The organism is Paraniabella aurantiaca, assembly GCF_050309965.1.
Classification (GTDB): domain Bacteria; phylum Bacteroidota; class Bacteroidia; order Chitinophagales; family Chitinophagaceae; genus Niabella.
Genome location: NZ_JBLOSY010000002.1, coordinates 1,901,052 through 1,915,038, shown reverse-complemented (window position 1 = coordinate 1,915,038; position 13,987 = coordinate 1,901,052). Strand labels below are relative to the sequence as shown.

Annotated in this window: 12 protein-coding genes; 7 read left to right on the top strand and 5 right to left on the bottom strand. The window is 41.7% G+C overall.

Annotated elements, in window-relative coordinates:
* Nucleotides 1-9: 9 nt before the first annotated feature.
* Entirely contained in the window at nt 10-468 is a 459-nt protein-coding gene (locus tag ACLOAU_RS22135) for a hypothetical protein (protein ID WP_427864089.1), read from the bottom strand.
* Nucleotides 469-583: 115 nt separating this feature from the next.
* On the opposite strand from ACLOAU_RS22135, the gene ACLOAU_RS22130 reads away from it, so the two are divergent.
* The 4 genes from ACLOAU_RS22130 (at nt 584) to ACLOAU_RS22115 (ending at nt 5,416) form a co-directional block, all read left to right on the top strand.
* Nucleotides 584-2,989: a PAS domain-containing protein gene (locus ACLOAU_RS22130; protein WP_427864088.1), complete on the top strand. Its 2,406-nt coding sequence runs from the start codon at nt 584-586 to the stop codon at nt 2,987-2,989.
* Nucleotides 2,990-3,280: 291 nt separating this feature from the next.
* Nucleotides 3,281-3,829: an RNA polymerase sigma factor gene (locus ACLOAU_RS22125; protein ID WP_427864087.1), complete on the top strand. Its 549-nt coding sequence runs from the start codon at nt 3,281-3,283 to the stop codon at nt 3,827-3,829.
* On the top strand, nt 3,826-4,536 hold the full coding sequence (locus ACLOAU_RS22120) for an anti-sigma factor (RefSeq protein ID WP_427864086.1): 711 nt from the start codon (nt 3,826-3,828) through the stop codon (nt 4,534-4,536). Before ACLOAU_RS22125 ends, ACLOAU_RS22120 begins: the two co-directional genes overlap by 4 nt.
* The gene (locus ACLOAU_RS22115) at nt 4,511-5,416 is read left to right on the top strand and encodes a DUF4097 family beta strand repeat-containing protein (RefSeq protein WP_427864085.1); all 906 of its coding nucleotides are present in this window, start codon (nt 4,511-4,513) and stop codon (nt 5,414-5,416) included. Before ACLOAU_RS22120 ends, ACLOAU_RS22115 begins: the two co-directional genes overlap by 26 nt.
* Nucleotides 5,417-5,549: 133 nt before the next feature.
* On the opposite strand, the gene ACLOAU_RS22110 is transcribed toward ACLOAU_RS22115, so the two are convergent.
* The 4 genes from ACLOAU_RS22110 to ACLOAU_RS22095 all read right to left on the bottom strand — a co-directional run bounded on the left by ACLOAU_RS22110 (nt 5,550) and on the right by ACLOAU_RS22095 (nt 11,588).
* Nucleotides 5,550-6,980, bottom strand: coding sequence for a Gfo/Idh/MocA family protein (locus tag ACLOAU_RS22110; protein ID WP_427864084.1), 1,431 nt, complete (start codon nt 6,978-6,980; stop codon nt 5,550-5,552).
* A 155-nt stretch (nt 6,981-7,135) separates the two neighbouring features.
* On the bottom strand, nt 7,136-10,291 hold the full coding sequence (locus ACLOAU_RS22105) for a glycoside hydrolase family 2 TIM barrel-domain containing protein (protein WP_427864083.1): 3,156 nt from the start codon (nt 10,289-10,291) through the stop codon (nt 7,136-7,138).
* Nucleotides 10,292-10,400: 109 nt separating this feature from the next.
* The gene (locus ACLOAU_RS22100; RefSeq protein WP_427864082.1) at nt 10,401-10,673 is read right to left on the bottom strand and encodes a chaperone modulator CbpM; all 273 of its coding nucleotides are present in this window, start codon (nt 10,671-10,673) and stop codon (nt 10,401-10,403) included.
* Nucleotides 10,674-10,676: 3 nt separating this feature from the next.
* Entirely contained in the window at nt 10,677-11,588 is a 912-nt protein-coding gene (locus tag ACLOAU_RS22095; RefSeq protein WP_427864081.1) for a DnaJ C-terminal domain-containing protein, read from the bottom strand.
* Nucleotides 11,589-11,754: 166 nt separating this feature from the next.
* On the opposite strand from ACLOAU_RS22095, the gene ung reads away from it, so the two are divergent.
* The 3 genes from ung (at nt 11,755) to ACLOAU_RS22080 (ending at nt 13,982) form a co-directional block, all read left to right on the top strand.
* Nucleotides 11,755-12,426 carry a uracil-DNA glycosylase gene (gene ung, locus ACLOAU_RS22090; protein WP_427864080.1) on the top strand — a complete coding sequence of 224 codons (672 nt, stop codon included), beginning with the start codon at nt 11,755-11,757 and terminating at the stop codon, nt 12,424-12,426.
* Nucleotides 12,427-12,564: 138 nt separating this feature from the next.
* Nucleotides 12,565-13,302, top strand: a complete 738-nt coding sequence (locus tag ACLOAU_RS22085) for a lysophospholipid acyltransferase family protein (protein ID WP_427864079.1) — start codon at nt 12,565-12,567, stop codon at nt 13,300-13,302.
* 20 nt (nt 13,303-13,322) lie between these two features.
* On the top strand, nt 13,323-13,982 hold the full coding sequence (locus ACLOAU_RS22080; RefSeq protein ID WP_427864078.1) for a class I SAM-dependent methyltransferase: 660 nt from the start codon (nt 13,323-13,325) through the stop codon (nt 13,980-13,982).
* The last annotated feature ends 5 nt before the right edge of the window (nt 13,983-13,987 follow it).

Genomic DNA, 13,987 nt, shown 5'->3' with positions numbered 1-13,987 from the left:
CTGACAGGGCTACTTCCTGCTACTGATTAACTTAAATGTAAGCACGCTGCTAATCAGGAGCAATCCTGCAGCAGCTATCATCAATTTGTTTTTCGTTTGAAGCTTCCGCTCCCGAGTAGCATCGTATCGTTTCTCCACTTCATTCGTAAAACGAACCATTCTGCTGTCTTCATAAATACCGTCAGCATCTACCAAAATTCCCTTGTCGCCCTCGTCATTACGTAATAAATAAATAGTGGTTGCGCGTATGCTGCGGCCATCTTCTGGGTTCCCTTCAAAAATGCGCTTATAGGCTATTTTCATTTGCGCGGGATTATAATAAATACCGTTTTGATCCCATAAGCTACCGTCTTCTTTCAGGCGAAAGATCAAATCAAACCCTTTACCCACCGCCTCGTTAATAACAACTGTAACAGGTGATACCTGCTCTTCTACCGTTTCCACAACTGCTTCATTTATTGTACCCATATTTATTTTTCAAAATAGAAGACAAAAACACTGCCGTTTTTTAGCATAAGTATTGCTACGCTTTTACAGGAATGACCTGCTGGTCAATAAAATTTTAATTATCTTTTCGGGCCTTATGCACTTAATTAAAGAAGAAGACCTGCTCACCCTGGTAAAGACTGCCCCTATTGGCATCTGTATCCTTGATGCGAAAACCCTGGTGGCAGAACTACTCAATGATAAATACCTGGAAGTAGCCGGCAAGCCGAGGGAGCGGATCATCGGGCATTGGTACTGGGACGCCTTTCCCGAATTCAGGAATCCTTACCAGGCTATCCTCGAAAATGTAGTAAAGACCGGAACTCCTTTTCATGCTGATGAAGTATCGATGATATTGCCCCGACAGGGCAGGCCTGAACCAGTTTTTGTCACTTTCGTTTATGCACCTGTAATTGCATCAACAGGCAGGGTTAGCAAGGTAGGCGTATGGATATTAGAAAATACCAGCGAGGTTCATCAAAGAGAAAAAGCGCTCGCCGCTAAATTAGCCATACAAAGAGAAAGAGACCAGCTACAGAAATTTTTAATGCAGGCCCCTGCAGGTATCTGCATACTAGGGGGTAAAGATTTTGTTTATGAGCTGGTGAACCCACTTTATCAACAGCTATTTCCGGGGAGAGCATTATTAGGAAAATCCCTTTTAGAGGCGCTGCCTGAAATAAAAAACACTCCGATCATTGGCATTTTACAGGAGGTTTTTCGAACGGGTAAGCCTTTTGAAGCGATAGAATTACTGGTACCTCTGGCGCGTACGCCGGATGGGCCGGTAGAAGATCGCTATTTTAATTTTATTTATCAGGCCCGCTATAATGAACAGGAACAACCTGATGGTATACTTGTATTCGTAATTGAGGTAACCGGTATGATGGTTATTCAACAACAACTCCGGGATGCCCGTGAAAAGGCCGAACAACAGAAAAGAGTGTATGAAGCCATCACTTCGGGCACACCCGACCTGATGTATGTATGGGACCTGGACTATCGTTTTACCTATGCCAACAGCGCTTTGCTCACCATGTGGGGTAAAACCTGGGATACGGCTATCGGCAAGGGATTAAGAGAAAATGGATATGAAGAATGGCATGCTCAAATGCATGAGCGGGAAATTGACCAGGTGCGCGCTACCAAACAACCGGTCCGGGGCGAGGTTTCATTTCCTCATGCAATATTAGGCCGGCGTATATATGATTATATACTGATACCGGTTTTGAGCGATACGGGCGAAGTAGAAGCCGTTGCAGGCACTACCCGGGACGTTACTGAACGCAAAAAAATGGAAGAAGCCCTTGCCAAAAGCAGGGATGAACTACAATCTATAAACGAAGAGCTGGCCGTTACCAATGAGGAACAGGCAGCTTCCAATGAAGAATTAATTACCATCAACGAAGAGTTGGCCAGGTTAAATAACCGCCTGGCAGCAGCACAACTAAAGATTGAAGAAAACCAGGTAGCATTGAGGCTGGCGATTGAGGCGGCTAATATTGGAACCTGGTATTTGCATTCGGCTACAAGAGAGTTGATCGTCAATGACCGGCTTAAAGAACTATTCGGCTATCAGCCTGATGAAACGCTTAGTTTCGAACAGGCATTAGCACAGATTTCTGATGAGTACCGGGAGATGGTAGCAGTCAAGCTGGAAAATGCCATCAGCCACGGTGAAGATTTTGATGTAGTATATCCGGTAACAGGTTTGCACGACCGGCGGATGCGATGGCTACGGGCAGTAGGCAACCTGGCCCCCGACCCTTCCGGAACTTTTTCTGCCTTTACCGGGGTAATCATGGATGTAACAGAACAGAAAGCAGACGAACAGCGAAAAAATGATTTTATCGGAATGGCCAGTCATGAATTAAAAACGCCGCTTACATCACTAACTGCCATTATTCAGGTAGCTCATGCCAAACTAAAGAATAGCGAAGATCCTTTCATGGCCACGGCCATGCATAAAGCCAATGTTCAGGTAAAGCGAATGGCTTCTATGATTAATGGGTTTTTAAACCTGTCCAGGCTGGAGTCGGCCAGGTTGGTTATCGACAAAAGCGACTTCGATCTTGGTGAAGTTGTAGCAGACGTCATAAAAGAAACAGAATTAACAGCACCCACGCACCAGATCAACCTGAAAAACCATGATACAATTATAGTCAATGCTGATCATGATAAAATCACATCGGTGATCACTAACCTGCTCAGCAACGCAGTAAAATATTCACCAAAAGGCACTGAAATAAAGGTTGGTTATGAGCTCAAAGGAAGAAAAGTTCTGGTTAGTGTAAGTGACCAGGGCATGGGTTTAACCGAAGCGGATCAGCAGAAGGTATTTGACCGGTACTACCGGGCAGAAAACACGCAAATGCATTTCACTTCAGGCTTTGGAATAGGGCTTTATTTAAGCGCCGAGATTATAAACCGGCATAATGGCTCCATTTGGGTAGAAAGCGAACCAGGGAAGGGTTCTACCTTTTATTTTACCTTACCGCTATAACATTATTGGTCGCAGGAAAGAACAAGTTATGATTAGTGAAAGTGATATCAACAGCTTAAACACTAACAAGCTGGCATACGGTCACTCATTTACCATAAAAACCTTTATTTTTTCTATTTGATAGAAAAATACCACTGCCCTCGTCTAGAGTTCCAACAACCAGTCATCCACAATAGACATTGATTATAAACATCTTAAGAAATATATTTTACCATAAATTATTTTTTTTTTGCCAAAGTGTAACATTCTTCTCTTTTTTGCTATTATTATATAAAAGACGCAGATACTAACTTGAACCTTACGGTAGAAATAGCATTGGATGAACAGGTGGAACTTTGCCGCGAGGGCAATAAGCAAGCCTTTTATGAAGTGTATCACCGGTATGCCAAGGCAATGTTAAATAGTAGTATGCGGGTATTGAATAACCTGGCAGATGCAGAAGATACAGTACAGGAAGCTTTTATAGATGCATTTAATGGTTTGGACAAATTCACTTATAAGAGTTCGTTTGAGGCCTGGTTGCGCAGGATCGTTATTAATAAATCTATCAGCCTGCTGCGTAAAAAGAAGATCCAATGGGTAGACGCCGAGATCACCAATATTAATGCCGGTGACGATACTGAACTGGACGAAGATGATTTTTCGGCAGATATCGACAGAATTAAAAGAGCTATTGCAAAGCTCCCCGAAAATTACCGCGTGATCTTTAACTTATTTGTTATAGACGGCCTGAAACAGGAAGAAATTGCCGCGCTTCTCAATATATCTCATAATAATGTAAGAACGATTTACCACCGTGCAAGGAAAAAGGTGATCGATACAGTAAACGCAATAGCATGAGTAAAAAACTGGAAGACTTTATCAGGAATAATAAAAATGCGTTTGATGAATACACTCCATCTGACGAGCTATGGCAACGTGTGGAAGGAAAGCTGAGCGTAGTAAAAGAGGCGCCATCTAAAGGCAGGGTATTTGCCTTAAAAAGCTGGATGAAGGTAGCTGCGGTTTTGGCCTTGCTGGCAACAACAGCTGTAGTTTTTTATAACCTGAACCGAAACGGTGGTCAAACACCAGATATTGCGAAAATAACCGGAAATGAAAACGATAGCACTCCGGTTATGGTTAATAAGAGTCCTAAAGATATTATTGAAGACCAACCCATAATAGAAAATGATAGTCCTCAAGGTCAACTGGCGGGGAATGATCCTAAAAAAGAAAAGAGCGGAGGCCCTCAAAGAAGTATGGAGGAAGAGGAATTATATCATTACGTAAAGTTGATTGAAATAAAGCAGGGACAGATGAAGGAACTGAAGAAGACGGAGCCCGAACTTTATAAAGAATTCTCAAAGGACGCCGAAATGCTGGAAACTTCTTATGATGCGTTAAAAGCGCAGTTATCGAAGGGAGTCAACAGCGAAAAATTATTGGAAGCCATGATTGGCAACTTAAAAATGCAAGCAGATCTGCTCAATAAACAACTCGAGATTTTAAAACAAGTACACAAAAAAAAGAAATTGAACGATGAGAAGGACTATAAAAATCTGTAGCCTGTTGTTTCTGCTGATGGCACTGACAACCTCCGCTGTACATGCGGACAACTCCAACGAAAAAAGGAAGACCTATAGTAAGAGTTATGCTTTATCAAGTAACCAGAGAGTGAAAATAGCCAATAAGTTTGGAAAGGTCGAGGTAAAGGCCTGGGATCGCAATGAGGTTAAAGTAGATGTAACCATCATAGCTTTTTCTGAAAACGAACGCGTAGCGCAGGGCATTCTTGATAATATAACGATAGAAAGCAGCGACGGTAACCCGGTTACTTTTACTACAAAGTTCCAGGGAAATACTAACACCAAAGGACAAAAGTCAAAAATGGAAATTAACTACATGGTATATATGCCAGCCAGCAATCCATTAGATATTAAGAACGAATTTGGCAGCAGCAGTATACCGGACTGGGAGGGCGAAGTAAACATTAAGCAATCTTTTGGCCCCATTACAACCGGGAAGCTTCAAAAAGCCAAAGATGTGAACGTAGAGTTTGGATCACTTATATCCACCGCTATCAACGATGGCCGCATCAGAATTTCCTACTCAGATATGAAAATTGATAACCTATCAGGAAATGTATCCGGCACGATCGACTTCTGTAAGGGAACCAAAGTAGGATTAAACGATAACTTAGAAAAGCTGGACATGAAAGTATCGTATTCTGATGTCTCTATCAATGTGTCATCCAGGCTAAATACAACACTCAATATCAAGACCAGCTTTGGAAACCTGAAAAACAACAGTAAGGTAGATATTGTAAACAAGACAAAAGAGAATAAATACGGTCCCACATTTGATAAAACCTATTCGGGTACGCAGGGATCGGGTAAGGCTTCGGTTACCATCAGCAGTAGTTTCGGAGATATTACACTAAAGTAACCCCGCTATAAAGTCTGCTTATCAGTCACTCCGTTCGTAGTACATATAAGAGAATGCCTCCGTCACCGGAGGCATTTCTATTTCTAACTGATTGCACGAAGAGAAAGTTTAAGCTAAGTGAGCCGCTATCATTTTACTTAACAAAAGCATGCTTATAGCCCTGTATTTTATTCCATGCACCGCGTGTAAAGTCTGGTATTAATACCGGTGCACTCCCATTATCAAGAGAAATAGCAGACAATTCGGCCAAGCAACACCATTCAGCCAGGTCATATACATCCATGTCCAAAGGAAGGCCATTTTGCAGGCAATAAGCCAGGCGATAGTCCATGATAAAATCCATCCCTCCATGTCCGCCTACTTTTTTTGCTGTCTCCTCCAGCTCCTGATGAATAGGATGTTTGTATTTATTCATCAATGCTTCTTTCACCTCTTTAGTAACATAACTGTGGGCGCTTAATTTTTCATGATTGGGCGCTACATCGGCAGACAATTGATCACCCTCCAAAGCATAACCCTCTGAAGGATATTTATTGGCAAATCCTTTTGTGCCCGTCAACTGGTACATGCGCGAATAAGGCCGGGGCGTCATCACATTATGCTGTATTTCGATAGATTTTCCTTTTTCGGTACCAATTAATGTAACCGTATGATCTCCGTTTTTAAATTGATCAGGATAAGATCCTTTTTCGTTTTTCCAATGCTCCCGCCCATTAAATGATTTAGTATCTACCGAAACCAGGAAGTTCATTTTATCACCACGATGAATATTCATTGCCTGGCAAACGGGGCCGATACCATGCGTAGGATAAATATCCCCCCTGTGGTCTTTATTATAATCTAAGCGCCAGTTATTCCAATACTCCTTCCAAAACGGAGACAAATCGTGAATGTAAGCACCTTCTCCATGGATCACTTCACCAAACAGTCCTTTTTGTGCCATGTTTAAAGTGGTCAGCTCAAAAAAGTCGTATACGCAATTCTCAAGCATCATGCAATGTTTACGGGTCTTTTCAGAGGTATTGATCAGATCCCAGATATCTTTCATATTCATTGCAGCAGGCACTTCGATAGCCACATGCTTGCCTTTTTGCATCGCATACAATGCCATCGGAACGTGATGCTTCCAATCGGTAGCAATGTATACCAGATCAATATCCGGTCTTTCACATAATTTCTTCCAGGCATCTTCAGAGCCTGAATACTCAGCAGCCCTTGTTACATTGTTTTTGTCGAGGATCTTCTGGGCTACCTCTACCCGCTCGGGCCTAAGGTCAGCCAGTGCAATTATTTTGGTATTGGGTATTTGCGTCCAACGTCCCACAGCTCCGGGGCCACGCATACCTAAACCTATAAACCCTACCCTTACCACTGGTATTTTAGGCGCTGCGTATGCCAGCATATCCTTTTGTCCTGCAGGCCGGGCTGCCACGGGAAGTACAATAGATCTGTCTGTTTTTGTTTTTTGAGTACCTGATTTAGAGGTCTGTCCGGAGCTTTCCAAACTTTGCACGGTTAATGCAAAAGAAGTAACAGCTACGAAAAGAATTTTCAACCTGTTCATAAATAATTTTTTTGTAAATAATTTGCTTTTTCGATATGGCCCTTTGTTCAATATTATTTTGACACAACTAAGGTAGTCATTCAGCTATGTTTCATTGCACGCAACCGTTTGCGCAAAATAGACAGGCCCGAATAACATCATCTTCCATTTTGCAGTTATAGAGGCTTTATCCAATAGCTATAGCTGTATTTACCGGGTGTGATCCAGTATTTCTTCAAAGGCATAGATCCCCAGCTGTCAATACCCTGAACACCCAGCTGTTTCAGATCAATATGTAAGTAGATCTGATCCCTTGCTAACAGTTCTCCCGAATGATACTGATGTTTCTCTGGTGCAGGATCCAGGTCATCTATGCTATAGGGCAAGGCCGAAAACGAAAGCAGGCTGTCGGCGAAACTCACGCGAATACCTTTTCCTTTCCCGTTTGTAAGTGTAAACCAGCGTACATCTGTTTTATTACCACTCTCCTGGGGACGGGCATAAGAGAAATATTGCTGATCCAGTTTTTGCTGGTATAGTCCTACTTCGCTGGCATATTTCCGATCCCAGTAGTTTTCCCAGGGACCTCTTCCATACCATTGAATGTTATTGAACTGGCTGTTAACCTGCAAATCGTTACCTATACGCATAATAGTTTTAGGAGCCGAAGCTTCTATTGTAAAGTTATTGCTAACATGAAGTGTGCCATCGCCATATACAATAAATATTTCATTAGTACTGGCCTTGCCATCCAGTATAGACTTGGTGATGCTTACCTTGTACTTGCCTGCATCGATCTTCTCGGTTGTTACGTTAGCCATACCACTTTTCTCATATGCGTCTTTCCATGGGCGTAATGACTGATTTAAGCCGGCGCCTATGTCATTATCTGTTGCAGCCCTGTAAAAACCTGGCTGCGGACCGCTTTTAATCAACTCCAGGTTACCGCTGCGGTAAGAAGACAATATTCCCTTTTCCGTATCAAATACAAGGCTGAAATTTTTACCACTTAAAGTAATGGAATGACCTGTTTTAGATTCATTGATAGTTCCCGAAGTAGTAACTGAGCCAATGGTAGTTGGTTCCCCTGCATAAGATATCTGTTCGTAAGCCAGCTCATAATCTTTCTCCAGCAAAGGCTCGGGACTCTTTAAACGATAATAAACATTCAGGAAATATTCTTTACCGGTTTTAGGCTTGGTTTTAATAGGCAAATTAATATCAAGATTGGTGCGAGGCTGAATATTCAGATCGTTAACTGTTCCTTTTTCCACCGGTTTTCCATCTTCCAATATTTCCCAAACTAACCGGATATTGTCTATACCCCGGAAGAAATAAGTATTAGCTATATTGATAGTATTGTTGGCTATATATTTTGTTTTGATAAACTGGTGTACTTTTTTAAGTTCTACTGCCATAGGCGTTAGTTCCCGGTAAGCAGTTACCACTCCTTTTACACAAAAATCGTTATCGCTGAAATCTTCATTTACCGGACCTGTTAAAGGAAAATCTCCTCCATAAGCCATAATACGTTTTCCGTTTTTAACCGTATCGAAGGCCTGATCGATCCATTCCCAAACATAGCCGCCCTGTACACCGGGTGTTGATTCTATCGCATCCCAGTATTCTTTAAAGTTGCCCAAGCTATTACCCATAATATGGGCATACTCACTCATGATCAGTGGTCGCTGTTCTTTAGCTCTTCCCCACCCTGCCACCCAATCGGGTGAAGGATATTGAGGACAGATCACATCAGTATTATAGTCGCGCTCGGCACGCTCGTATTGCACCGGGCGGCCATCTTTCTTCCTGAGCCAATCATAGGCTTCGTACATATTAACACCATTGCCAGCTTCATTACCTAAAGACCATGTGATAACCGAGGGATAATTCTTGTCGCGCTCGTACATGCGTGTTATTCTTTCGAGATGGGGCATACGCCATTGCTTATCATTAGCAAAAGTGTATTCCAGGTCATAGTACCGGCCATGGGATTCAATGTTGGCTTCGTCTATCACATACAAACCGTATTCATCGCAAAGCTCCATCCAGTAAGGATCCGGAGGATAGTGTGAATGTCTCACAGCGTTTACATTCAGCTTCTTCATCATTTCCATATCCTTCAACATGTCAGCCTTAGTTAAAGTATGACCGGTTTTAGGATTATGTTCATGCCGGTTCACTCCCTTAAAAAATACACGTTTACCATTTACCAGGAAATCGCGTCCTTTGATCTCAACAGTTCTGAAGCCTACGCGCACCGGAACCACCTCAGTTACAGTACCGGTCTTATCCTTAAGAGACAAATATAAAGTGTACAGGTAGGGCATTTCAGCAGACCATACATTTACTGAAGGTATAACCCCACCCAAAGAAACATTGGTTTTATAGCGACCCAGTACCGTTTGTACTTTTTCATCATTCTTCCTGAATACCTCCTTTCCTTTCGCATCCACCAGTTGAAGATCAACATAGAAACTATCCGGTTTGGAATGCAAGGTTTTTATGTCTGTCTTATAGCTGTTTACTTCAATATCCACCTGCAATTGTCCATCCTTATAATTATTAATAAGTCCACTCTGCACCTTAAAGTCGCGTATATCCAGTTTAGGCGTAGCATATAGATACACATCACGCTCAATGCCAGAAATGCGCCACATGTCCTGGCATTCCAGGTAACTACCATCGCTCCAGCGATACACTTCTAACGCTATAATATTTTCACCCGTTTTTACATACTTTGTAATATCAAATTCAGCCGCCAGTTTACTATCCTCGCTATAGCCTACTTTTTTTCCGTTCACCCAAATAAAGAAAGCAGACTTCACTGCACCCAGGTGAATAAATACCTGGCGTCCATCCCAATTGGCAGGAATAGTAACCTTTTTACGGTAAGAACCAACGGGATTATTATCTGCAGGAATATCAAAAGGAGGATTCATTCTCGCGCCGGTAAGCCTGCGCCCGGCAAACTCGTAAGGATGATTTACATAAATAGGCAAGCCATATCCATTTAACTCCCAGTTAGCAGGAACGGCAAAGTTCTTCCACTGCCTGTCATCAAAATCTGTTTTATAAAAATCTTTAGGACGATCATTAGGGTTTTGTACCCAGTTAAACTTCCAACTGCCGTTCAATGATAAGAAAAAAGCAGACTGCTCTCTCACCCGCTTTTCCGCCAATTCCTTGTTTTCATACGCAAATGCGGTGGCACGCATAGGCATGCGGTTGACAGAAACAATCTCCGGTGTTTGCAACTCGGTGGCGAGCTGCTGTGCGAATGCACCATAAACGGTTAAAAACGACAGCAACAGACAAGATAAAAACTTCATAAACTTTGTGGTTGGAATAGTTGAAAAACAATCCCTCAAAGAAACAGTTAAACCCGCTAATCACAAAGCTTTGCGCAAACGATTGCCCTTATCAGGCTATGAAAAAATATTAACTCTTCAATGTTCTCAGCTCTAATTGAAGCCGTTCTATCTTTTCCAACAAATGACTGATAGCTTCAATGCCTTCCATATTTATATCCAGGTCGTAATGCAGGTGCATATATTTTTCTAACAACGAAAGCTGATCGTTATGAATAAAATAAGACTCATTGGTATAGTTCAATTCAATCAACCCCTGCTCGCTTAAGGTTCTTACAAAAGAGGTTTCAATGCGGTAATGTTTGCAGCACTCCTCTATTAAAATACTGTTTTCGTTGGTCATCGCTTATTTTTTAGAGGCTTCATCGGCCAGTTGTTGAAATAATTCTTTTTCCTTTTCGGTAAGATGTGTAGGCAGCAGCACCTGCCAGGTAATGTAAAGATCTCCGAAATGTCCTTCGCTTTTATAAACCGGAAAACCCTTTCCCTTTAGCCTGACTTTTGTACTATTAGGTGTTTCTGGTTGCAAAGTAAGTTTTACCTTTCCATCCATAGTTTCAATGGTTTCTTCGCCCCCTAAAACTGCTTTATACAAATGAACAGGTACTTCTTTATATAAGTCATTACCTTTTCTCGTAAACGAAGTGTCATTAATAATATTGAAAGTTATAAACAGGTCACCGGCAGGTCCTCCATTTACTCCGGCACCTCCGTATCCTTTAATTTTTATTTCCTGTCCGTTTTCGATCCCAGCAGGTACTGTAATGCGAATATTCTTTCCATTCACAGTAAAAGTTTGCTGGTGGGTTTTATAAGCCTCACTTAAATTCAGTTTCACTTCAGCCCGGTAGTCCTGTCCCTTGTATTTTACGCTTCCCTGCGAAGCGCCCCCTCCCATACCGCCAAACATCTGCGAAAAAAAGTCAGAAAAATCACCTTCATTGCTGTGTGAAAAATATTCTTCGCCGCCGTACGCCCTTTGTGAGCTACCCTGTTGCTGACGTTGCTGACGTGCCTGTTCAAACTGATCGGCATGCTTCCAGTCTTTTCCATACTGATCATATTTTTTGCGCTTATCAGGGTCACTCAGCACTTCATGCGCTTCGTTGATCTGCTGGAAGGTTTTAACGGCTTCCGGGTCATTCGGATTTAAGTCCGGGTGATGTTTGCGAGCCAGCTTGCGGTAGGCTTTTTTGATATCATCCGCCGTTGCATTCTTTTCCACACCCAACACTTTGTAATAATCTATATACTCCATAGTTTAAAAATCGTTGCAGTAATTTACATCATTTTTTATATAAAGCAATTGTATGAGCTCATTAGTTCCTATCCTCAATGCGTGTGCAAAAATCATCCCATTAGTGGTCTAACTGGTTTTGGGATTGAAAAATTTCATGTAGGTTTGAGACTTAAACTACGAATCAATGGATGTACAGATAGAAGCTTCCTGGAAAGAAAAATTAAAAGAAGAATTTGATAAGCCCTATTTTTCGAATATTGTCAATCATCTTAAAACAGAAAGAGAGCAAAAGAAAATCATTTACCCTCCCGGAAAAATGATCTTCAACGCTTTCAATTCTACTCCATTTGATAAAGTTAAAGTACTCATCCTGGGACAGGACCCTTATCATGGTCCGGGACAAGCTCACGGATTATGTTTCTCCGTACAGCCAGGTGTACCGCCTCCTCCCTCCCTCGTTAATATTTTTAAAGAATTACAAACTGATATAGGCATGGAAAGGCCGAAGGACGGTGATTTGAGTAAATGGGCGGCAGAAGGTGTTTTTTTGCTGAACGCCTCACTGACTGTTCGTGCCGGCGAGCCTATGAGCCATGCAAAGATTGGCTGGGCCCAATTTACGGATGCCGTTATTAAAAAGATTGCTGAAGAAAAGGAACATGTGGTGTTTTTGCTTTGGGGAAAATTTGCTCAGGAGAAAGCAGCTTTCATCGATGAGTCAAAACATCATATTCTTAAAGCAGCACATCCCTCTCCTTTATCAGCCCATGCCGGCTTTTTAGGATGTCAGCATTTTTCAAAAACCAATAAATACCTGATGGGAAAAGGTATAGAGCCGGTAGATTGGCAACTGTAGGTAAGAGAGATGTTGGATGTACAATATACTGAGGTGCAGGTGGCGAAAAATATTCAACATACAATATACAATACCGCCTTAAAAGATAAATAGCAAAAAAATGAAATCTACTATTTTTGCTGACATTCAACAGTAAGCATGAACATTTTCAAAGAGATAGCAGGCAGAGTTTGGGCCACCTGGGGCTTGCTGAGTTTTATTATTACATTTTTGATCATTTTACCCATTTCGCTGATCTCTTACCTGATACCCGAGCCAGGCGGCACCCATTTTCTCATAAGGATTTCCAGGGTTTGGATGCGGGTATGGCTGTTTCTTATCGGGTGCTCCTTCAGAGTTACAGGTAAAGAACATTTTGAAAAAGGCAAAAGCTATATAGTTACCTGTAATCATAATTCACTGCTCGACATCCCTCTTTCATCACCATTTATACCTGGCCCCAACAAAACCATCGCTAAAATGAGTTTTGCCAAAATACCTTTGTTTGGCCTTTACTATGCGAAGGGATCGGTACTGGTTGACCGGAAAAGCGAAAAAAGCCGCCGGGTAAGTTTTGAAAAAATGAAATGGGTGTTGAGAACAGGAATGCATATGTGCATTTACCCCGAAGGAACCCGAAACCGTACTGAGGAACCGCTAAAACCCTTTTACAATGGAGCTTTTAAGCTGGCCTATGAAACGAAGACGGACATCATCCCTGCTATTATTTCAGGCACAAAAGAAGCTGTTCCCTTACATAAAACCTTTTTCTTTTTACCTAAAAGACTGGAGATTCGTTTTTTGCCTCCGGTCTCTTCTAAGAATATAACTGCATTGGATTTAAAAAATAAAGTGTTTAATACGATGTACGATCACATTCGAAACAATACTCCTTAAAAACAGCTCATTCAATTATCATGCTTCGTTTTCTAAAAAAACAAACGCCCAAGTTTCTCTATATCAATAAAACATTTGGTAATAAATCCTTCACTTTACTGGATGTCGGAGCGGGAAACCGGTCGGCCTCTAAAACCAAAGCTATGTATCCCAATTGTGAATATCATGGCCTGGATATAGTAAGGGATTTTAATAACGGAGAAAGTGACTTTGCCGCGATGCATAGCTTCTATGAGCTGGACCTTACCCAATTAAACCTGGAGATTATACCTGACAGTTATTTTGACTTTATCAGAATGGCGCATGTGATTGAACATCTCCATAATGGCGACCAGGTTTTGCCCGCACTTATCAAAAAGCTTAAGCCTAACGGGTATTTCTATATCGAGTACCCGGGTGAAAAAAGCATGCGCCTTCCCAGCATGCATGGTACTTTAAATTTTAAAGACGACCCTACTCATGTGCGACTTTATTCTGTAAAAGAGATATCAGCAATATTCGAAGGCAATAACTGTCGAATCATACAATCAGGTATCCGCCGAAATAAATTATTTATCTTATTAACCCCCTTCAGGCTGGTTGCTGGTGTACTAAGCGCTAAAAAGTTAAATGCAAATATCTTCTGGGATATCCTGGGCTTTGCCGAATTTGTCTTTGCGCAAAGGAATTCCTCTAAATAACAATC

Excerpts from the sequence above, each read along its gene's own strand:
- ACLOAU_RS22095 (WP_427864081.1), bottom strand. The coding sequence starts at position 11,588 with ATGGAGTATATAGATTATTACAAAGTGTTGGGTGTGGAAAAGAATGCA.
- ACLOAU_RS22100 (WP_427864082.1), bottom strand. The coding sequence starts at position 10,673 with ATGACCAACGAAAACAGTATTTTAATAGAGGAGTGCTGCAAACATTAC.
- ACLOAU_RS22085 (WP_427864079.1), top strand. The coding sequence starts at position 12,565 with ATGAACATTTTCAAAGAGATAGCAGGCAGAGTTTGGGCCACCTGGGGC.
- ung (WP_427864080.1), top strand. The coding sequence starts at position 11,755 with ATGGATGTACAGATAGAAGCTTCCTGGAAAGAAAAATTAAAAGAAGAA.
- ACLOAU_RS22135 (WP_427864089.1), bottom strand. The coding sequence starts at position 468 with ATGGGTACAATAAATGAAGCAGTTGTGGAAACGGTAGAAGAGCAGGTA.
- ACLOAU_RS22130 (WP_427864088.1), top strand. The coding sequence starts at position 584 with ATGCACTTAATTAAAGAAGAAGACCTGCTCACCCTGGTAAAGACTGCC.
- ACLOAU_RS22080 (WP_427864078.1), top strand. The coding sequence starts at position 13,323 with ATGCTTCGTTTTCTAAAAAAACAAACGCCCAAGTTTCTCTATATCAAT.
- ACLOAU_RS22120 (WP_427864086.1), top strand. The coding sequence starts at position 3,826 with ATGAGTAAAAAACTGGAAGACTTTATCAGGAATAATAAAAATGCGTTT.
- ACLOAU_RS22105 (WP_427864083.1), bottom strand. The coding sequence starts at position 10,291 with ATGAAGTTTTTATCTTGTCTGTTGCTGTCGTTTTTAACCGTTTATGGT.
- ACLOAU_RS22110 (WP_427864084.1), bottom strand. The coding sequence starts at position 6,980 with ATGAACAGGTTGAAAATTCTTTTCGTAGCTGTTACTTCTTTTGCATTA.
- ACLOAU_RS22115 (WP_427864085.1), top strand. The coding sequence starts at position 4,511 with ATGAGAAGGACTATAAAAATCTGTAGCCTGTTGTTTCTGCTGATGGCA.